This window comes from Rhodovulum sp. 12E13, from assembly GCF_003340565.1.
GTDB lineage: Bacteria > Pseudomonadota > Alphaproteobacteria > Rhodobacterales > Rhodobacteraceae > HLUCCA09.
On record NZ_QPLK01000001.1, the window covers coordinates 354,760 to 373,917 of the forward strand.

Genomic DNA, 19,158 nt, shown 5'->3' on the forward strand with positions numbered 1-19,158 from the left:
GGCGGAGTGTGCGAACCCCGCTCCGCTTCGGGGCGGCCGTCGCGGCGGCTTGATGGACGCGGCGACGGGGTCGGCGCCCGCGCGGCGCCGGATTTATGCACAAGCCCCCCTTATCCGGCGTCAACCGGGGGCCGAGTCCGGGGTGGCGTCGTCTCCGCCGAGCCTCGGCGCCGCGCGGTCGAGCCTCAGTTCGGCGTCGGAAAAGCGCCATGGCCCCCGCACGCCCGGCACCCCCTCGGGCGTGATCCGCAGGCCCCGCGCCACCACCTGCGGGTCGGCGAAGACGCCGGCAAGGTCGTTGATCGGCCCCGCCGGCACCGTCGCCGCCTCGAGCGCCGCGAGAAGCTCGGCCGCCGGCCAGCGCCGCGTCGCCGCCTCGAGCAGCGGCATCAGCGTGGCGCGGTGCGCCACGCGGGCCGGATTGGTGGCATAGGCCGGGTCGGCGGCGAGCCCGGCGAGCCCCAGCACCTCGCAGAGCCGTGCGAACTGGCCGTCATTGCCCACGGCCAGGATGATCCAGCCGTCAGCCGCCGGAACGGCCTGGTAGGGCACGATGTTGGGGTGCGCGTTGCCCAGCCGCCGCGGCGCCTCGCCCGAGGCGAGCACGTTCATCGCCTGGTTCGCCATGAGCGCCACCGCGCAATCGAGCAGCGACAGGTCGAGGTGCTGGCCCCGCCCTGTCCGGTGCCGCTGCTCGACCGCGGCCAGAACGCCGACCGCGCCGTAGAGGCCGGTCACGATGTCGGTGACCGCCACGCCGACCTTCTGCGGCGGCTGGTCGGGCTCTCCGGTCACCGACATCAGCCCCGACATGCCCTGGATGAGAAAGTCGTAGCCCGCGCGGGAGGCATACGGCCCGTCCTGCCCGAAGCCGGTGATCGAGCAGTAGATGAGCCGCGGGTTGAGCGCCGAGAGGCTTTCGTAATCGAGCCCGTATTTCGCCAGCCCCCCGACCTTGAAGTTCTCGATCAGGATGTCGGCCTGGGCCACGAGCGCCCGCACCCTCTCGCGCCCCGCCTCGGTGCGGAAATCGGCCGTGATGGAGTGCTTTCCGCGATTCGCGGCGTGGAAATAGGCGGCCGACCGCTCCGTTCCCCCATCGAGGCAGGGCCGCTCGACAAAGGGCGGGCCCCACTGTCGCGTGTCGTCGCCCTCGGGCGCCTCGACCTTGATCACCTCGGCGCCGAGGTCGGCCAGCGCCTGCCCCAGCCATGGCCCCGCGAGAATACGCGCGAGTTCCACCACCTTCAGCCCCGAAAGGGGCGCGTCCTTGCGCATCTGCTTTTCCATCGTGGTCGTGATTGCCCAAGCCCGGACCGGGCGCAAGGCGCATCGGCCGCGCCGACGGTTTGAAAAAGTCTCGTGACAAGCGGCCGGCCGGGGCGTTACACGAGGCACCAGACAGGGGCGTCCCGGCAGATCCGGGGCTGAGAAGCACCCTTTGAACCTGAACCGGATCATGCCGGCGTAGGGAGTCGTTCAAGGCCGTGGCGCATTCGAGCCCGTGGCCTGCGCCTCCCCGAAGCCGGCGGAGGAGCCCATGACCGACACCCTTCCCCCTCCCGCAGCCGCGCTGACGCGCATGCGCGCAGCCTGCCCGCTGGTGCACTGCATCACCAACTACGTCGCGATGAACGTGGCCGCCAATGCCGTGCTTGCCGCCGGCGCCTCGCCCGCGATGGTCCATGCCGCTGAAGAGTCGGGCGATGTCGCAGGCATCGCCGGGGCGCTGACGATCAATATCGGCACCCTCTCGCCGCACTGGCTGGCCGGGATGGTCGCCGCGGCAGAGGGCGCCAATGCCGCCGGCACACCCTGGGTGCTCGACCCGGTAGCGCATTTCGTCTCGCCCTGGCGGCGCGAGGCCACAGCCCGCCTTGTCGCGCTGAAGCCTGCGATCATCCGCGGCAACGCCTCGGAGATCATCGCCCTGGCCGGCGCCGAGGCCGCGGGGCAGGGGGCCGATTCGGGCGACGACGTGGCGGCGGCGGAGGCGCCCGCCCGCGCGCTGGCGGCAGAGACGGGCGCGGTGGTCGCGGTGACGGGCGTGCGCGATTTCGTGACCGATGGCACGCGCGCCGCCCGTGTGACCGGCGGGCACGAACTGATGCCCAGGGTCACCGCGCTCGGCTGCGCGCTGACCGCAGTGACCGGCGCCTATGCCGCGCAGGAGGCGCCGTTCGATGCCGCGCTCGCCGCGCTCTGCCACTACGCCGCGGCGGGCGAGCGGGCGGGCCATGGCGCGGACCACCCCGGCAGCTTCGCGGTCGCCTTCATCGACGCGCTGTCGGCCGTGGGCGGCGACGATCTCGACGGCCGGGCGGAGGCTGCATGACCCCCGATCTCTCCTGCTACCTCGTGCTCGACGCCGGTATCTGCGGCGACCGGCTGACAGAGGTCGCCGGCGCGGCGGTGGCGGGCGGCGCCGGCATCGTGCAGCTCCGCATGAAGGAGGCGACGACAGCGCAGCGCATCGCGACGGGCCGCGCGGTGCAGGCCGCGATCGGCGGACGCGCGCTCTTCGTGGTGAACGACGATATCGAGGCCGCTCTCGCGCTGTCTGCCGACGGGGTGCACGTGGGGCAGGGCGACATGCCCGCCGCCGAGGTGCGCCGCGCCATCGGTGCGGGCCGGCTGCTGGGCCTGTCGGTCGAGACCGAGGCGCAGGCCCGCGCGGTGCCCGATTGTGTCGACCATATCGGCGCCGGCCCCGTGCGCGCCACCGCCACCAAGCCCGGCCACGCCGCGCCCACCGGGTGGGACGGGCTCGCGCGGATCGTCGCCGCCTCGCCCGTGCCCGCCGTCGCCATCGGCGGCGTGACCGCATCAGACGCGCCCGCGGCTGTGCGCGCGGGCGCCATGGGCCTCGCCGTCGTCTCGGCCATCTGCGCCGCGCCTGACCCCGCCGCGGCGGCGCGGGACATCGCGCAGGCCATGCGCGCTGCGCGGGAGGTGGCATGATCCCCACCGCCCTCTCCATCGCCGGGTCCGATCCTTCGGGCGGGGCCGGCATCCAGGCCGACCTCAAGGCGTTCTCTGCGCGCGGCGTCTACGGGATGGCCGCGATCACCGCGCTGACGGCGCAGAACACGACGGGCGTCGCCGCCGTTCATGCCCTGCCGCCCGACTTCGTGGCGAGCCAGATCGCCGAGGTGCTGGTCGACATCCGTGTTGGCGCGGTCAAGGTCGGCATGATCGCCAATTCAGACATCGCCCGCGCCGTCGCCGGCGCGCTCGAGGAGCTCCCCGCGCCGATCGTCGTCGACCCGGTGATGGTCGCCAAGGGCGGTGCCGCGCTTCTCGAAGACAGCGCCGTCGAGGCCGTGCGCGAGCGTCTGCTGCCGCGGGCGGGCCTCGTCACGCCGAACCTGCCCGAGGCCGCGCGCCTTCTCGACGCGCCCTTGGCCACGAGCCGCGACCAGATCCAGGTGCAGGCGACCGCGCTGCTCTCGCTCGGGCCCCGCGCGGTGCTGATCAAGGGCGGGCATCTGGAGGGCGGGGAGTCGCCCGACCTTCTGGTGCACGACGACGACGCGATCTGGATCGAGGGGGCGCGTGTCGCCACCACCAACACCCACGGCACCGGCTGTTCGCTCTCGTCTGCCATCGCCGCGGAACTGGCGAGGCGCCGCCCCCTGCCCGACGCGGTGCGGAACGCCAAGCGCTGGCTCGAAGGGGCGCTGGCGGCCGCCGACAGCCTCGGTGTGGGCCACGGACACGGCCCCGTCCACCATTTCCATGCGCTCTGGCCGGTGCCTGACGACCGGCCAGAGACCCACAAGGGAGACGCCACATGACCCGCGCCCTCGCGCTTGCCACCCTCCTGCTCGCCGCGGCCCCGGCCGCCGCGCAGGACCGGCTCACACTGCTGCTCGACTGGTTCGTCAACCCCAACCACGCGCCCGTCGTGCTGGCCCAGGAGCTCGGCTACTTCGCCGACCAGGGGCTCGAGGTCGAGGTGACGGCGCCGGCCGACCCCTCGGCCCCGCCCAAGACGGTGGCCGCAGGCCGCGCCGATCTGGCCATCTCCTACCAGCCGCAGCTTCACCTGCAGGTGGCCGAGGGGCTGCCGCTCGTCCGCGTCGGCACGCTGATCGCCACGCCGCTCAACTGCCTGATGGTGCGCGCCGACAGTCCGGTCGAGGGGCCCGCCGACCTCGAGGGCCTCAGGGTCGGGTTTTCGGTCGCGGGGGTGGAGGAGGCGCTGTTGCAGCAACTCCTGTCGCAGGCGGGGCTCACGCTCGACGACATCGAGATGGTCAACGTCAACTTCTCGCTCGGGCCGGCGCTGATGTCGGGGCAGGTCGACGCGGTGATCGGCGCCTACCGCAACTTCACGCTCAACCAGATGGAGATCGAGGGCGTGCCTGGCCGCTGCCTCTTCCTCGAGGAACTGGGCATCCCCGCCTATGACGAACTCGTCTACATCGCCAATCCCGACACGATGGACGCCGGCAGGATCGCCCGCTTCCTCGCGGCGACCGAGCTGGCCGTGCAGCACATGATCAACGATCCGCAGGGCGCGTGGGAGACCTTCGCCGCGACCGCGCCCGAGCTGCAGGACGAGCTGAACGAGCGCGCCTTCTTCGACACGGTGCCGCGCTTCTCGCTGACGCCCGCGGCCTTCGACCATGGCCGCTACAGGGCCTTCGAGGCGTTCCTGTCGGATGCGGGGCTCGTGGCGGGCACGCGGCCCGCCTCGGAGCTTGCGATCGACGTGGGGGCGGAATGAGCGCGCCGGAATACGGGCGTGCCTTCGCCCTCTGGCGCGCCGCGGCGGGCGTGGAGTGGGACGCCTACACGCGCCATCCCTTCGTCGCCGGGCTTGGCGACGGCACGCTGCCGCGCGCGGCCTTCCTGCGCTACCTCGTGCAGGACTACGTCTTTCTCATCCACTTCTCGCGCGCCTGGGCGCTGGCAGTGGTGAAATCCGAGACGCTGGCCGAGATGAAGATGGCCGCCGGCGTCGTCGACGGGCTGGTGAACCACGAGATGCAGCTGCATGTCCGCACCTGCGCCGAGGCCGGCATCGGCGAGGCGGACCTGGAAGCGGCAGAGGAGCACGCGGCCAACCTCGCCTACACGCGCTACGTGCTCGAGGCGGGGCAGGCGGGCGACCTCGCCGATCTGCTGGCGGCGCTCGCGCCCTGCGTTCTGGGATATGGCGAGATCGGCGCGCGTCTGGGCGCCGAGGCGCCGCCGGGCGGACCTTATGCCGACTGGATCGAGACCTATGCGGGCGAGGAGTACCAGGCGCTCGCGCGCGAGACCGGTGCGCTGATCGACGCCGCGCTGGCCCGCCGGATCGGCGAGAGCTTCGAGGCCGCGCCGCGCTGGAGCCGGCTGACGCGGCGCTTCGTGACCGCGACGCGGCTCGAGGCGGGCTTCTGGCAGATGGGCCTTTCGGGGTGAGCGCGCCCGGCGTCACGCTGGCCGGCACCGCCCGGTTCGGCGGCACGGCGCTGTTCGAGGACGTGCGCCTGTCGCTCGCGGCGGGGCAGTGGACCTGCCTGCTCGGCCCTTCGGGCTGCGGCAAGTCCACCCTGCTGCGGCTGATCGCCGGGCTCGAGACCGGTGCAGCCTTTGCCGGCGAGATCGCGGCATCGGACGGGCGCCCGGTGGCGGGGCGGGTGGCCTACATGGCGCAGGACGACCTGTTGATGCCGTGGCTCGACGTGGCGGGCAATGTGGCGCTCGGCGCGCGGCTGCGCGGCGAGGCGGAGGATGCGGGCCGCCGCGACGCGCTGATCGCCCGCCTCGGCCTTGCCGATCATGCCCACAAGCGGCCCGGCGCGTTGTCGGGCGGGCAGCGTCAGCGCGTGGCCCTGGCGCGGACGCTGATGGAGGAGCGCCCCGTCGTGCTGCTCGACGAGCCGTTCTCGGCGCTCGACGCGCGCACCCGGGTCGACATGCAGGAGCTTGCGGCCGAGACGCTCGCGGGCCGCACGGTGCTGCTGGTCACCCACGACCCGGCCGAGGCCGCGCGGATGGGCGACGCGGTGTGGCTGATGGAGGGCGGCGCCCTGTATGCGGTGCCGGTGCCGGGCTCGCCCGCGATCCGCCCGGTATCGGACCCCGAGACGCTGCGCTTCGGGGCCGATCTGCTGACGCGGCTGCGGGCGGCGTGAGACGGCCGGGCGGCACGGACGGCTCGGCGGAGCGCCCTCGGGGGGCATCGAGCCCCCGCTCGGGCGCCCGCGGCCCGGCGCCGTCGGGCCGGCTGGCGAGGGCCGGGCAGGCCGCGGCGGTGACCGGCGCGCTTCTGGCCGCATGGCAGGGGGCGGTCTGGCTCTTCGCGCTGCCGCCCTTCATCCTGCCGGGGCCGCTGCGGGTGCTGGCGGCGCTGCGCGACAACGCCGGCCTGATCGCGCATCACGCCGCGATCACCGCCGCCGAGGTGGCGCTCGGCCTCGTGCTCGGCGTGGCGCTCGGCGCCGCGACGGCGATCGGCCTCGCCGCCTCGCCGCTGGCGCGCGCGCTGCTGCGCCCCGCCCTCGTGGCCACGCAGGCCCTGCCGGTTTTCGCGCTCGCCCCCATCCTGACCCTTTGGCTGGGCTACGGCCTCGCCTCGAAGGTGCTGATGGCCGTGCTCATCATCTACTTCCCCGTCACCTCGGCCTTCTTCGACGGGCTCATGCGCACGCCGCGGGGCTGGCTCGACCTCGGCCACACGATGGGCGCCGCGCCCTGGCGGCTGATGTGGCGCGTGCGGGTGCCGGCGGCGGTGCCGGCGCTCGCCTCCGGCCTGCGGCTCGCCGCGGTCTACGCGCCCATCGGGGCCGTCATCGGCGAGTGGGTGGGCGCGGCGGGCGGCCTTGGCTACCTGATGCTGCTCGCCAACGGGCGCGCAAAGACCGACCTGATGTTCGCCGCGCTGCTGGTGCTCGCCGCGCTGACGCTGGCGCTCTACTGGGCGGTCAACCGCGGCTGCGACCGGCTGACTGCCCGGATGGCCTGAGGCGGCGGCAGACCCCGGCCGGGCAATGGCGTGCCCGGGCCGGGGCCGCCAGGCTCAGGCTGCGGCTACCGTGCCCTCTTCCCCCGGCTTCACGATCAGGCCGAACCCGCCCCAGGTGTCGCCCTTGCGCGGATTGACGTGGAAGCGGCAGAGCGCCTCGTTCATGTAGATCTGATAGACCGGCACGACCCGGTCGAGCGCGGCGAAGAGCTGCGCCTTTCCCTTTCCGGTGCCGTTGCCCTCCCAGAACACGTCGTGGACGAGCATCACGCCGCCCGGCTTGAGGAAGGTCCAGTACTTGGCGACCTCGTCGCGCGTGTGCTCGTACATGTGGCTCGAATCGAGGAAGATCAGGTCGGCCGCCTCGGGGCCGATCTCGCGCCGCAGACGGAACAGCGTCTTTTCCTCGACCGAATTGCCCTCGATCTGCACCAGCCGCTGGTCGGGCCGCAGGTGGGTGCGGAGCCGCGCGGCCGCCTCGGGCAGGTGCTCGAGGTCGATGTCGACGATCGTGGCGTCGGGGGCGAGCAGGCCCGACACCCAGGCGAGCGTGCCCTTGTCGCGCGAGCCCACCTCGACGTAGCAGCGCGCGCCGCGGGCGAGGCGGAAGGCCCGGGCGTAGTCGACGGAGTAGCCGGGCCCGCTCTCGGGCCGGCGGAAGGCGCGGCGGACCTCCTCGACCTCGGCCACCTGCGCCTCGGTCGAGGGAGCGGCGGCCGGCGCGAGCGCGGCAGGAACCCGGCAGAGCACCTCCGGGATGCGCGGCAGGACGAGCGGCTGCGCGACCGCGGCCTCGTGGACGGGGTCGAAATCGGCGGGCAGCGCGTAGCTGCGGCCGGCCGCACTCTCGGCCTCGGCGAAGCCCGGCAGGGCGGCGCGATAGGCGGCCGCATCCTTCCGGCGGGCCGCCAGCCAGAGCGCGGCGAAGCTCTCGGCGAGACCGGCATGCAGCCCGACCGGCGCCGCTTCGGCCGGGTCGGGCGGCAGGTGGGCGGGATCGTCGGAGTAGCCGAAGGCCTGGAAATCCGCGGCGAAGGCGTCGCGCACGCGCTGGATGTCTTCGGGCGTGTAATGCGCGGCGATCTTCCCGGACGCCTCGGTGCGATGCTCTGCCCGGTTGCCGGTCTCTGGAGGCGGCATGCCGAAGCGAGCGGCGAGCCCCTGCAGGAACAGGCCAAGCGCCTCGAGATGGCCGATCGCGTCGTAGGGCAGGAAGGCCGCGCTGGTGCGCGCGGCCTGGCTCGTCCAGTGCACGTCGCGCTCGACGTCGGGCTGGGCGCACACGATCTCGACGAACTCCGAGAAGCTCTCGGGCAGATGGGGCAGGGAATGCTGGCGCAGCCCGGCCTCGGGGTCGTTGGCGGCGCGGATCTTGCCGATCTTGTCGAGATAGCCCGAAAGCAGCCGGGAATAGGGGTTGCGCACGACCGAGAACAGGAAGTGCCGCCGCGCATCGCCGATAAAGCCGGTGACATCCTCGGGGCCGTAATGCGTCCACGGCGTGAGCGACTCGCCGCGCGACTTGGCCCAGCCGTCATTGTGGACCGAGAAATACCCTTCGGAGTCGGGGATGTCGGCGCCGCGGGCCTGCTCGACGCTCCACAGGAAATTCTTGACCTCGGTGTTGGCGGCCTTGCCAACCGGCACGTAGAGATACCCCCCCCGCTCGGAGGCGACGCTGTCGCGCAGGGTGTCGATCACGTTGCGAAAGGACCAGACGGTGGCCGACATCGTGTCGGCGCGCGGGGCGGGGGCGATCATGGGAAGCTCACTCCTTCTGGAACGACAGGGACAGCACGGCCTGCCGGCCGGGACTGGGGGATGCCGGTTCGCACCGGCGGCATCGGGGCGCGCGGCCTCACTGGCGCAGCGCCTGCGAATAGAAGGCGCGGGCGAGGCTGGCGACCTGGCCCGGATCGGCGGCGCACATGGCGCGCGCGGCCTGGCTCAGCATCGTCTGGGTGCCGACCCGCTGGCCCTGCGACCACGGCCACGACATCGACCCCTTGCGGAAGCGGTAGTGCAGCCCGCGCTCGGGCAGGAGCACGCCGACATGGCCCCGGCCGGTGAACTCCAGCCAGAAGGCCCAGTCGTCGGCCTCTCCGTTGCGCCGGGTCGCGTCGAAACCGATCTCGCGCAGGATCTGGCTGCGGATCAGCGCGGTCATGCGGTAGTCGTTCTGCAGGAGATGCAGGTGGTCGCCCAGAAGATGACCCAGCACGCATTCCGCGCTCTCGCCGAAATTCTGCCGCTGCGGCAGCACGGCATCGGGCCGCCGGGGCGAGGCATTCCATGCCTCGAGCGCGTGCTCGAGAAAATCGGGCGCGAGCAGGTCGTCGGTGTCGAGGAACAGAGCGAGGCGCGTGTCGCATTCCTCGGCCAGCGTGTTGCGGGCGGCGAGCAGGCCCGAATTGGGCTGCCGCACGAGTCGGCAGTCGGGCAGCATTGCCTGCGCATAGTCGAACCAGGGCTGGAAGTCGCCCGGCGTGCCGTCGTCGCAGATCAGCACCCGGGGCACGCCCGCGCTCTGCCACGCGAGGCTGTCGACCGTCTCCATGAACTCGGCATCGGGCTTGTAGGCGGGGATCAGAACGGTCACGTCGTCGAGGCAGGCGCGCTCGGTCGTGGCGACGGCATGGGTGCGGATGCGCCGCTTGGCGCGCAGCGCGGCGTCGTAGGTGCGGCCCATGTCTTCGGCGACACGCTCCGGCGCGAGGGTCTCGCGGCAGTGGCGGCGGATCTCGGGCAGGGCGGCGGGCGCCTCGTCGAGGAAGCGCACGACCTGCCGCTGCAGACCGCGGACCGAGCGCATCTGCCCGTCGAGCACGTGGTGGCGCAGGTCGTCGGGAAAGAACTCCGCCATCGGGGTGCCGTGACGGACGATGGGCACCAGACCCGCGTCGATGCTCTCGACGCAGGCGTAGGAAAAGGTCTCGGCCGCGCCGAGGCTGGGGCAGATCGCCCCCGGCTCGAGCAGTGACAGGGCGGTCTCCCGCGGCAGGTAGCCGGTGAAGAACAGGCTGTCGCGCAGCTTGGGGTGGAGCCGGCCGCGCAGGTAGCCGCGCATGTCGTACTTGCGGAACGGCGTGTCGACGATGCGCCCGATCAGGCGGATCTGGCGCAGCGGGCGCACCGCGTGCAGGGCGTTGGCGAGGTAGACGAGCTTGTCGAGCCCCTTCGAGACGGAAATGCGGCCGATATAGGAGATCTCGTCGCGCACCGGCGCAGCGGGCCCCTCCGGCCAGCGGAAGACGTAGGGCTCGCGGGTGACGTGGACGCGCCCGATGCGGTAGCCGTCGAGTCGTTCCGCGGCGGCCTGCGAGGGGGCGATCACGAGGTCGCTCGTGCGGCATTGCTGGCGCTCGCACAGGTGGTCGAGCTCGGCCGCGACCGGCGCGACGATCTGGTCGGCCTCGTAGAAATCCTCGATGAAGCCATGGTTGTAGGTGACGCAGAGACGCCGGGCGGCGCCCCTGCGCGTCTGCATCCGCTGGAAGGCGGCGAGCGCCGGGGCGAGGTAGTCGGTCGCCTCGATCACGTCGACGTCCCATTCCTCGGCCTTGGCGATCAGCCGGTCGGCGAGCCACGTCGACACGCACAGGCTGCGCGACGCCACCGGCAGGATGCGCCATGTCTCGTCGTAGTTGACGTGCTCGACATGCACGTTGTGCTCGTCGAAGGGCGCGGTGTCGGGGGGGCGGGCGGCGCGGTCCCCCTCGGTCCAGGTGAAGAGGAACACCTCGTGGCCCGCCTCCCGCATCGCTGGCACGATATGGGCGAGGTAGGTGGCGATGCCGCCCGCCGGCGCGAAGGGCGTTTCCTTCGAGACGTAGAGGATGCGCATGTCCGGCCTCAGCCCGCCACCGCCGTCACCGACAGCCAGTCCAGGTGGAAGGTGTAGGTGCCGCAGAGAGGCAGCACGAAGATCAGGGTGACCGACTCGGCGTTCTCGATGTCCATCTTCGACAGCGTCTCGGGGGCGACGCGCAGGGCATGCTCCATCGGCATCGTGGTCACGGGCACCTTGTGGTCGAGATGGTCCTCGACCGTGCCGCCCTCGCGCGCGACACGCAGCGTGACGGCATAGTGCGGCGGGATCGCGGCGCGATTGCCCGGCCCGATCTCGAGCGAGGCGACCAGGGCGATGTCGAGCGCCCCGGCGGCGGCGAGCGCGGCGCGGTCGACCGAGGTCTCGAGCGTCACCCAGCGGGGCTTTTCCACGAGGGGAAAGGTCGGGTTGGCCGAGAGACGCGCCGTGCGCACGGTGCCCGCCTGGGGCAGCGCGACATGGGCGGCCTTCATCGTGGCGGCGAGCGCGGCGCCGCCCACCTCCGGATCGATCCCGAACCAGACGCCGGGCGCCACCGGCGCGTAGGGGGTGACGGCGACCGGCGCGAAGGCGGCGCCCTCGGCCAGCAACGCCGAGAGGCCGGTGGGCACGTCGGCCCTGCCGTCGAGCGCGTCGGGGGCGAACTCGGCGAGCTGAGCGGCCGTCTCGGCCTTGAGGGTGCGCACCATGCGCTCCAGCCCTGCAAGGTGGATCATGGTGCGCGACAGGGTCGAGGGCACGCTCTTGCGCAGGGGCGCGCGCGGCGGTGCGGCGGCGTGCGGCACCGGGCCATCGGGGGCAGAGGGGGCCATCGGCGTCTCGGGGTCGCGGTCGAGCATGGTATTCTACCTGTCCTGGGCGCCCGCCGGCCACCGCCGGGCACGGAGCCGCCCTTGCCCGCCCCGGGATGCGTGCCGGCACGCGCCCGGGCGCTGGCCGGCGGAGCCGAGACGCCTCGTTTCGTCCGTCATCAGCGGCAGGGGGCACGCCCGCATGGCGGCGAACCGCCCCGTCGCCACGACTCGCACCCTGTCAGGTTGTCCTTAATGGCGACTTAAGCGCGACGCGCCGGGGTGACCCTCTCCGCCGTCCTGCCGCAACGTCGCCGCCGGCGCCGCTCGGGCCCGGCGGCCGACGGGCCTCAGCGCAGGGCGAGCCAGGCGTTGGCGACCGCGTGGGCGGCGTTGGCGAACATCCGCCGCTGCTCGGCCCGCAGGGTCTCCTGCGCCTCGACGGCGCGGGCCACCGCCGCGTCGATCTGGGCGATATGGGCGTCGATGCGCCGCTCGGTCACGCTGCGGTCGAGCGGGAACTGCGAGCCGATGAAGTAGCGCGAGCCGCCTCCGCGATCGACGAGCGCCTGCAGGAACAGCAGGTTGTCGAAGGCCTCGCCGTCCTTGCGACGGTTGCGGAACACGACCTGCCCCTGTCCGCCCGAGGCCAGCACCTGCCGCGTCTCGGCGCGCGCCGCGTCGTTGGGCAGGTCGGCCTGAAGGAAGCGGCAGTTGCGCCCCGTCACCTCGTCGCGCGCGTAGCCCGTCAGGTCGAGGAAGGCGGCGTTGGCCAGCACCAGCGGGGCGTCGGGCAGCGTGGTGTCGGCCAATGTCAGCGCCACGGGCGAGCGCTCGAACAACTCGGCAAGCCGCTCGAGACCCGGCCTCCCGACGCCGCCTGCCGCAGCGTCGGCCGTTGCGTCGCGCGCCGTGCCGGGGCGCCGGGCCTTGCGTTCGGGGTCGTCCTTGTCGATCATAATCCGGCGTCTTTGCCACATCCTTCGGCGTCGGCGCTAGACTAGAACAGGCGCACGGCGAGCGGAACAGGGCGCTAGAACATGCCGCAGGACGGAGACGTGACAGCAGCGGAGAGCGACTCCGCCGCGCGGGAGGGGTCGGCGCCGCTCATCATCGGCGTGGGCGCCTCGGCCGGTGGCCTCGAGGCGTTCCAGACGCTCCTGTCGCACCTGCCCGAACGGCATGATCTCGCGCTGGTGCTCGTCCAGCATCTCGACCCCGACCACGAGAGCCTGCTGCCCGAACTGCTCTCGAAGCGCACGCACACCCCCGTCCAGTCGATCACCGACGGGATGGAGGTGCGGCCGGGCAACATCTACCTGATCCCGCCCGGCTCGTCGCTGACGCTCGAGGGCGACCGGCTGAGGCTGCAGGCCTTCGACAGCCCGCGCGGCCTGCGCCGTCCGATCGACCGCTTCCTCGTCTCGCTCGCGCAGTCGGCGGGCGCGAACGCCACCGGCATCATCCTGTCGGGCACCGGCTCCGACGGGGCGGTGGGCGTCAAGGCGATCAAGGAGGCCGGTGGCCTCGTCTTCGTGCAGGACCCCAAGCAGGCCAAGTACGACGGGATGCCCCGCTCCGCGCTCGCCACCGGCGCGGTCGACCTCGTGCTGCCCTCGTCCGAGATGGTCGACGTGCTCAACGACTACTACAACCGCCGCTCCGGCATCGAGCCGTCGATCCGCAACGATGCCGAGTTCATCGAGCGGGTGGCCAAGCACGTGCGCTACCGCACCGGGCACGATTTCAGCCACTACAAGGAAGGCACGTTCCTGCGTCGCCTCGCCGTGCGCATGTCGGTGCTCGGCATCGACACGCCGGCGGCCTACCTCAAGGAGCTGATCGACAACAAGGCCGAGGCGGGGCGCCTCTTCCGCGACCTGCTGATCAACGTCACCGCCTTCTTCCGCGACCACGAGGCCTTCGAGGCGCTGCGCGAGAACGTCATTCCCAAGATCGTGCAGTCCCGCGACCGCGACGAGGAGATCCGTGTCTGGGTGCCCGGATGCTCGACCGGGCAGGAGGCGTATTCGATCGCCATGCTGATGGCCGACGAGGCGCGCCGCGTCGATGCCGGCCCCCGCATCGCCGTCTTCGGCACCGACATCGACGACGATGCCCTGCGCGTCGCCCGGCGCGGCGTCTATCCCAACGCGATCGCCGAAGAGGTGCCGGCCGAGTATCTCGAGCGCTACTTCCGACCCACGCCGGGCGGCTACGAGGTGGCGCCCACCTTGCGCGACATCGTGCGCTTCTCGAACCAGTCGATCGTCAAGGATCCCCCGTTCTCGAAGATCGACCTCGTGTCGTGCCGCAACGTGACGATCTACTTCGACCAGGTCCTTCAGGATCTCGCGATCCGCGTGTTCCACTACGCCCTGCGCGAGGACGGCTTCCTGTTCATCGGCCCCTCCGAGAACCCGCCCGTCCTCCAGCGCTACTTCACCGATTTCGTGGCCGGCGCGCGCATCTTCCGCCGTCGGGCGGGGCCGGCGCGCCCCCTCAACCTGCCCAACATCGGCGTGCCCACGATCACGCCCGTCGGCCAGCGCGACGCGATGGCGAGCGAGTTCCAGCAGCGCAGCTACGAGCAGGCGCTGCTCGACCACCACGTGCCGCCCTACATCGTGCTCAACCTGTCGAACGAGGTGATCTACGCGTCAGACGGGGCGGCGCGGTATCTCGCCGTCAAGCCCGGCGCCACCAAGACCGGCGTCCTCCACCTGATCCGCCCCGAGCTCGAGGGCGTCGCGCGGCGGCTCGTCAACCTGGCGCCCGAGCGCGGAGAGCGGTCGGAGCGCGAATACCAGGGCGAGATTGACGGCAAGCCGGTGCGCCTCGTGCTCACGCTGGAGCGGCTGGAGGACGACACGACGCTGCTGGTGCTGCGCGACTACCTCGACCTGCGCGACGACCGGCCCGGCCACGGCGAGGCCGACGACGGCGGCATCACCGACTACGTGCGCGACTTGGAGGAGCAGCTCGACGGCGCGCGCCAGACCATCCGCACCACGGTGGAGGAACTGGAGACCTCGAACGAGGAGCTGAAATCCTCGAACGAGGAGATGATGTCGATGAACGAGGAGCTCCAGTCGGCCAACGAGGAGCTCTCGACGATCAACGAGGAGCTTCAGAACAAGGTCGCCGAGCTCAACGAGGTCAACTCCGACCTGTCGAACTTCATCCATTCCACCCGCATTCCCACCGTCTTTCTCGACGAGGACCTGCGGCTGCGCTCCTTCACGCCCGAGGCGCAGACCGTCTTCCGCTTCGTCGAGCAGGACAAGGGCCGCCGGATCGACGATATCGGCGCCGATATCGATCTGCCGACGGTGGTCAGGCTGTCGCAGGAGGTGCTGGCCACGGGCCAGGCGCAGGAGGCCGAGCTGCAGACGGCCGACGGAAGGGCGGAGATGGTGCTGCGCGTCCTGCCCTACCGCACCGAAAGCGCGCCGGTGGCCGGCGTCGTGTTCACCCTGACCGACGTCACCGAGCTGCGTGCCGGCGCCCGCGAGATCGAGCACCAGCGCGCCCAGGCGCAGAAGAACCTCGCCGAGATCGAGGAGCTCTACCGCGTCTCTCCCCAGGCGATGGCGCTCATCGACCGCGACATGCGCTTTCTGCGCGTCAACCGGCGCATGGCCGAGATCGACGGGGTGTCCATAGACGAGCATTTCGGCCGCACCGTGGCCGACGTCATGCCAAGGCTCGGCGACCAGATGGCGCCGCCCGTCCGCGAGGTGTTCGAGCGGGGCGAACCGGTGCTCGACCGCCGCATTTCGGGCCATACCGAGGCCCATCCCGAGCAGGAGCGGGTGTGGGAGGTCGACTGGTATCCGATCATGGAGCACGGCGCCGTCCGCGCCGTCGGCGTCAACGTGCGCGACGTCACCCACCAGGCCGACATGAGCCGCGAGCTGCAGCGGGTAATGAAGGAACTGCAGCACCGCGTGAAGAACATGCTCTCGAACGTGCTCGCGCTGGTGAACCGCGCCCGCCGCGAGGCCACCACCGACGTCGAGGTGTTCGAGACGCTCGCAAAGCGGATCGAGGCGCTGGCCAATACCCACAAGCTGCTCACGACCGCCAACTGGGGCGCTGCGCGTATCCGCGACATCCTCGAGCCCGAGCTCTCCGCCGTCTACGGCGCCGACCGGGTGCGCCTGCGCGGCCCCGACCTTCTGCTCAACGCCCGCGCCACCCTGTCGGTCGGCATGGCGATCCACGAACTCGCCACCAACGCCGCCAAATACGGCGCCTTCTCCAATGCCGGCGGCACCGTCGCCCTCTCCTGGAGCCGCCTCGACGAGGGCGAGGGCGAGATCGTGCGCATGGTCTGGGAAGAGGGCGGCGGGCCGGAGGTGTCCGGCCAGGGCAGGCAGGGCTTCGGCAGCCAGCTCATCGTCTCGACCATCGAGGGCGGGCTCGAGGGCCGGGTCGAGATGGACTGGCGGCGCGAGGGCCTGCGCTGCACCATCGAGTTCGACTACGATCTCGCCCGCGAGAACCTCCTGGACGTGAGCGCCGATGCGGCCGAGTGACTGCGCGCTCCTGTATCTCGAGGACGAGATCATCGTCGCCCTCGATACGGCCCAGACGCTGGAGGACATGGGCTTCGCCGAGGTGCGGCTGGTGCACAACCTGCGCCGCGCAAGGTCGGAGGCAGAGGCCAAGTTGCCGGATTGCGCGCTGCTCGACGTCAACATCGCCGGCGAGGGCCTGAGCATCGAGTTCGGGCAGGGACTGATGGCGCGGGGCATCCCGGTCGTGTTCGCCTCGGGCTACAACCGCCACGAGATGGAGGCTGAGCATGCGGGCCTCGTCTTCGTCGAGAAGCCCCTCAGCGCCGCCGCCATCGCCGACGCCTTCGACCGCGCCGGTCTCGCGCCCGGCGCGCATGGGCAGGGCGGCTGACCCGTCACGCGCGGGTCACGGTGCGCTGGCAGGAGCGGGGTGCGTGGATCGGAGGACAGGATGCGCGACGAGACGTTCGAGGCGCCGGGCCGGTTCTGGCGCGGCAACCTGCATTGTCACTCCACCCTGTCGGACGGGGCGCTCGCGCCGGCCGAGGTCTGTCGCCGCTACCGCGACGAAGGCTATGATTTCATCTCGCTGACCGACCACTTCGTCGGCCCCTTCGGCTATCCCGTCGCCGACACGAAACCCTTCCGCTCGAACGGCTTCACCACCATTCCCGGTGCCGAGCTCCATTCCGGTGCCCTGCAGAACGGCGAGCTCTGGCACATCCTCGCCGTCGGTCTGCCCGAGGATTTCGCCCCCTCCCAAACGCCGCGGATGGTGCCTGTCGAGGGCCAGGAGACGGGGCCGGAGCTTGCCGCCCGCGCCCGCGCCGCAGGCGCCTTCGTGGCCATCGCCCACCCCGAATGGTCGGGGCTGACCGAGGCCGACGCGCTCTCGCTCGAAGCAGCCCACGCCGTCGAGGTCTACAACCACGGCTCGGAGGTTGAGACCGACCGCGGCCGCGGCTTCCACACGCTCGACCGGCTGCTCGAGGCGGGCCGGCGCCTGACGCTCGTCGCCACCGACGACGCCCACTTCAAGACGGCCGACCATTTCGGCGGGTGGGTGATGGTCAAGGCCGGGGAGAACGACCCCGACGCCCTGCTCGCCGCGCTCAAGGCGGGCCGGATGTATTCGTCGACCGGCCCGCAGATCCACCGCGTGACGTGGGAGGCCCGCGCGGTCGAGGTCGCGTGCTCGCCTGCCGTCACCGTGGCCGCGCTCGGCCCCGGCAGCGCGGCGGCGGTCGTCGACGGCCTGTCGATGACGCGCGTCAGGCTCCCTCTCGGCCGCCTCGTCGGCGCGCCCTGGACGCGCCTCGTCGTCACCGACGCCGCCGGCCGCAAGGCCTGGACCAACCCGGTATTCCCCGGCTGAGCCGCCGGCGTCGGGCAGGTAGGGCAGACAGGCGGCCCGGCGCCCCGCCCGCCCACCCGCGCCGGGCCGCCTGTCTGCCCTGCCTGCGGCTGAGCGCTCTGCCGCAGGCAGGGAGCGCCACCGGTGGCTGGACCGGAAAGATGCAGGAGTTGAGGCCGCAGGACCCCCCCGCCTGCGCCACCCTGCCGGCTTCTTTCTGTCTGCAATACGCACGGCGCGGCGATTGCCACCAGCGCGAGCAATGGGCCTTGGCGCAGGGTTGCCCCGCGTCGAGCGTTCGCTTTATTGGAACGGTATGGCCGAACTCAACTACAAGCACCTGCGCTATTTCTGGGCCGTCGCCCATGACGGCAATCTCACCCGCACGGCCGAGCGGCTGAACCTGTCGCAATCGGCGCTCTCCACCCAGATCCGCAAGCTCGAGGAGAGCCTCGGCACGAAGCTCTTCGAGAAGCAGGGCCGCGGCCTCGCCCTGACCGAGGCGGGCCGGATCGCCCGCGACCATGCCGACGCGATCTTCTCGGCCGGGGCCGAGCTCGCCGCCACTCTCGCCCAGAGCACGGGCGCGCGCCGGGTGCTGCGGGTCGGCGCGCTCTCGACGCTGTCGCGCAACTTCCAGCTGTCCTTCCTGCGCCCCCTGATCGGGCGTGCCGACGTGGAGGTGGTGTTGCGCTCGGGCCCCCAGCCCGACCTGCTCGCCCAACTCGAGGCGCACCGGCTCGATCTAGTGCTGCTCAACGCCGCCCCGCCCCGCGACGCGGCAACCCCCTGGATCGCCCGGCAGATCGACGCCCAGCCTGTCAGCCTCGTCGGCACGCCCGGGCTCCTCGCCGGCCGGTCGGACCTGACCGAGATCCTGTCGGCGGAGCCGCTGGTGCTGCCGACGATCGAGAGCCCCCTGCGCGGCGGGATCGACGCGCTGCTGGGGCGGCTCGGCATCGCACCCCGGATCGCGGCGGAGGTCGACGACATGGCGATGATCCGCCTCCTCGCGCGCGAGGGCGCGGGTCTCGCCGTGGTGCCGGCCATCGTGGTGGCCGACGAGCTCGCCGCTGGCACGCTGGTCGAGGCGCACCGGTTCGAAGATCTCGCCGAGACCTTCACCGCCGTCACGCTGGAGCGGCGCTATCCCAACCCGCTGATCGGCGAGCTATTCGCCGCCTGAGAGGGGCGGACGGGCCGCAACGGGGCGCCGGGGGCCGGTCATGCGCTTCGGCTGTCGCTGCCGGAACGGACCGGCGCCGGCGTCCGCGCCGTCGCCCCTGCGCCGTCTGGCCCCGCCAAAGCGCCGAGCGCCAAGACGGGTCTGCCAGCCTTCCGCGATCCTTCCCGTTCCAGGGGCAACGCCGGCGATGCGCCGGGGCAGGGGCCGGCCGGACGTTGCTGCCTCTCCGCCCCCGGACCGCCTCCGCAGCCGCCAGGGGGGAAGCGCGTGCGCGCAGCCCGCGCCGGCGACGTGCGAGCCCCGAAGCCCGCTCCGCCGGGCTTGCGGCGACCCTGCCGAGCGGGGCGGTGCCGCTGTCTTGCGCCACTGCCCCACACCCGCCGGCAGGCGGCACGGAGGCCCTCTCGCGGCGGCAAACGCTCCGGATCGGCTCCGTCGATCCCGCCTGCGGCCGATGCTTCGCGGCCGCGGTTTCGGGCACCGGCTCGTGTCGATGCCCTCCGTCGCCTCCAAGCAG

At 72.1% G+C, this 19,158-nt stretch carries 16 protein-coding genes and 1 riboswitch; of the genes, 11 read left to right on the forward strand and 5 right to left on the reverse strand.

Going from position 1 to position 19,158, the window contains the following annotated elements; genetic code table 11:
• Positions 1 to 120 precede the first annotated feature (120 nt).
• Positions 121 to 1,290, reverse strand: a complete 1,170-nt coding sequence (locus tag DLJ49_RS01540; protein ID WP_233488605.1) for a CaiB/BaiF CoA transferase family protein — start codon at positions 1,288 to 1,290, stop codon at positions 121 to 123.
• Positions 1,291 to 1,393: 103 nt separating this feature from the next.
• Positions 1,394 to 1,491, forward strand: a riboswitch (TPP riboswitch).
• Positions 1,492 to 1,540: 49 nt separating this feature from the next.
• Here DLJ49_RS01540 and thiM point away from each other — a divergent pair.
• From thiM to DLJ49_RS01575, 7 genes are all read left to right on the forward strand, one after another.
• Complete coding sequence (gene thiM / locus DLJ49_RS01545) at positions 1,541 to 2,335, forward strand: hydroxyethylthiazole kinase (protein WP_115391739.1); 795 nt, start codon at positions 1,541 to 1,543, stop codon at positions 2,333 to 2,335.
• The gene (thiE, locus tag DLJ49_RS01550) at positions 2,332 to 2,961 is read left to right on the forward strand and encodes a thiamine phosphate synthase (RefSeq protein ID WP_115391740.1); all 630 of its coding nucleotides are present in this window, start codon (positions 2,332 to 2,334) and stop codon (positions 2,959 to 2,961) included. The genes thiM and thiE overlap by 4 nt, the downstream gene beginning before the upstream one ends.
• Positions 2,958 to 3,797 carry a bifunctional hydroxymethylpyrimidine kinase/phosphomethylpyrimidine kinase gene (gene thiD / locus DLJ49_RS01555; protein ID WP_115391741.1) on the forward strand — a complete coding sequence of 280 codons (840 nt, stop codon included), beginning with the start codon at positions 2,958 to 2,960 and terminating at the stop codon, positions 3,795 to 3,797. The genes thiE and thiD overlap by 4 nt, the downstream gene beginning before the upstream one ends.
• On the forward strand, positions 3,794 to 4,732 hold the full coding sequence (locus tag DLJ49_RS01560) for an ABC transporter substrate-binding protein (protein WP_115391742.1): 939 nt from the start codon (positions 3,794 to 3,796) through the stop codon (positions 4,730 to 4,732). Before thiD ends, DLJ49_RS01560 begins: the two co-directional genes overlap by 4 nt.
• Complete coding sequence (gene tenA, locus DLJ49_RS01565) at positions 4,729 to 5,412, forward strand: thiaminase II (protein ID WP_115391743.1); 684 nt, start codon at positions 4,729 to 4,731, stop codon at positions 5,410 to 5,412. Before DLJ49_RS01560 ends, tenA begins: the two co-directional genes overlap by 4 nt.
• Positions 5,409 to 6,128, forward strand: coding sequence for an ABC transporter ATP-binding protein (locus DLJ49_RS01570; RefSeq protein WP_115391744.1), 720 nt, complete (start codon positions 5,409 to 5,411; stop codon positions 6,126 to 6,128). The genes tenA and DLJ49_RS01570 overlap by 4 nt, the downstream gene beginning before the upstream one ends.
• Before the next feature lie 119 nt (positions 6,129 to 6,247).
• A complete protein-coding gene (locus DLJ49_RS01575; RefSeq protein WP_233488607.1) occupies positions 6,248 to 6,958 on the forward strand; it encodes an ABC transporter permease in 711 nt (236 codons plus the stop codon).
• A gap of 54 nt (positions 6,959 to 7,012) precedes the next feature.
• Here the strand turns inward: DLJ49_RS01575 and DLJ49_RS01580 are convergent, their stop codons facing one another.
• The 4 genes from DLJ49_RS01580 to DLJ49_RS01595 all read right to left on the reverse strand — a co-directional run bounded on the left by DLJ49_RS01580 (position 7,013) and on the right by DLJ49_RS01595 (position 12,537).
• Positions 7,013 to 8,719, reverse strand: coding sequence for a CmcI family methyltransferase (locus DLJ49_RS01580; protein WP_115391745.1), 1,707 nt, complete (start codon positions 8,717 to 8,719; stop codon positions 7,013 to 7,015).
• 97 nt (positions 8,720 to 8,816) lie between these two features.
• Positions 8,817 to 10,802, reverse strand: coding sequence for a glycosyltransferase (locus DLJ49_RS01585; protein WP_115391746.1), 1,986 nt, complete (start codon positions 10,800 to 10,802; stop codon positions 8,817 to 8,819).
• Positions 10,803 to 10,810: 8 nt separating this feature from the next.
• Positions 10,811 to 11,626, reverse strand: coding sequence for a hypothetical protein (locus DLJ49_RS01590; RefSeq protein WP_115391747.1), 816 nt, complete (start codon positions 11,624 to 11,626; stop codon positions 10,811 to 10,813).
• A 302-nt stretch (positions 11,627 to 11,928) separates the two neighbouring features.
• A complete protein-coding gene (locus DLJ49_RS01595) occupies positions 11,929 to 12,537 on the reverse strand; it encodes a PAS domain-containing protein (protein ID WP_158547374.1) in 609 nt (202 codons plus the stop codon).
• Positions 12,538 to 12,618: 81 nt separating this feature from the next.
• Here DLJ49_RS01595 and DLJ49_RS01600 point away from each other — a divergent pair, with 81 nt between their 5' ends.
• From DLJ49_RS01600 to DLJ49_RS01615, 4 genes are all read left to right on the forward strand, one after another.
• On the forward strand, positions 12,619 to 16,119 hold the full coding sequence (locus DLJ49_RS01600; protein WP_115391749.1) for a chemotaxis protein CheB: 3,501 nt from the start codon (positions 12,619 to 12,621) through the stop codon (positions 16,117 to 16,119).
• A complete protein-coding gene (locus DLJ49_RS01605) occupies positions 16,106 to 16,492 on the forward strand; it encodes a response regulator (RefSeq protein ID WP_115391750.1) in 387 nt (128 codons plus the stop codon). Before DLJ49_RS01600 ends, DLJ49_RS01605 begins: the two co-directional genes overlap by 14 nt.
• 60 nt (positions 16,493 to 16,552) lie before the next feature.
• Positions 16,553 to 17,476 carry a CehA/McbA family metallohydrolase gene (locus tag DLJ49_RS01610; protein ID WP_115391751.1) on the forward strand — a complete coding sequence of 308 codons (924 nt, stop codon included), beginning with the start codon at positions 16,553 to 16,555 and terminating at the stop codon, positions 17,474 to 17,476.
• Positions 17,477 to 17,771: 295 nt separating this feature from the next.
• Positions 17,772 to 18,641, forward strand: coding sequence for a LysR family transcriptional regulator (locus DLJ49_RS01615; protein ID WP_115391752.1), 870 nt, complete (start codon positions 17,772 to 17,774; stop codon positions 18,639 to 18,641).
• Positions 18,642 to 19,158 lie beyond the last annotated feature (517 nt).

Coding starts and splice junctions, on each gene's coding strand:
- DLJ49_RS01560 (WP_115391742.1), top strand. CDS start 3,794: ATGACCCGCGCCCTCGCGCTTGCCACCCTCCTGCTCGCCGCGGCCCCG.
- DLJ49_RS01600 (WP_115391749.1), top strand. CDS start 12,619: ATGCCGCAGGACGGAGACGTGACAGCAGCGGAGAGCGACTCCGCCGCG.
- thiD (WP_115391741.1), top strand. CDS start 2,958: ATGATCCCCACCGCCCTCTCCATCGCCGGGTCCGATCCTTCGGGCGGG.
- DLJ49_RS01615 (WP_115391752.1), top strand. CDS start 17,772: ATGGCCGAACTCAACTACAAGCACCTGCGCTATTTCTGGGCCGTCGCC.
- DLJ49_RS01580 (WP_115391745.1), bottom strand. CDS start 8,719: ATGATCGCCCCCGCCCCGCGCGCCGACACGATGTCGGCCACCGTCTGG.
- thiE (WP_115391740.1), top strand. CDS start 2,332: ATGACCCCCGATCTCTCCTGCTACCTCGTGCTCGACGCCGGTATCTGC.
- DLJ49_RS01590 (WP_115391747.1), bottom strand. CDS start 11,626: ATGCTCGACCGCGACCCCGAGACGCCGATGGCCCCCTCTGCCCCCGAT.
- thiM (WP_115391739.1), top strand. CDS start 1,541: ATGACCGACACCCTTCCCCCTCCCGCAGCCGCGCTGACGCGCATGCGC.
- DLJ49_RS01595 (WP_158547374.1), bottom strand. CDS start 12,537: ATGATCGACAAGGACGACCCCGAACGCAAGGCCCGGCGCCCCGGCACG.
- DLJ49_RS01540 (WP_233488605.1), bottom strand. CDS start 1,290: ATGGAAAAGCAGATGCGCAAGGACGCGCCCCTTTCGGGGCTGAAGGTG.
- tenA (WP_115391743.1), top strand. CDS start 4,729: ATGAGCGCGCCGGAATACGGGCGTGCCTTCGCCCTCTGGCGCGCCGCG.
- DLJ49_RS01610 (WP_115391751.1), top strand. CDS start 16,553: ATGCGCGACGAGACGTTCGAGGCGCCGGGCCGGTTCTGGCGCGGCAAC.
- DLJ49_RS01585 (WP_115391746.1), bottom strand. CDS start 10,802: ATGCGCATCCTCTACGTCTCGAAGGAAACGCCCTTCGCGCCGGCGGGC.
- DLJ49_RS01605 (WP_115391750.1), top strand. CDS start 16,106: ATGCGGCCGAGTGACTGCGCGCTCCTGTATCTCGAGGACGAGATCATC.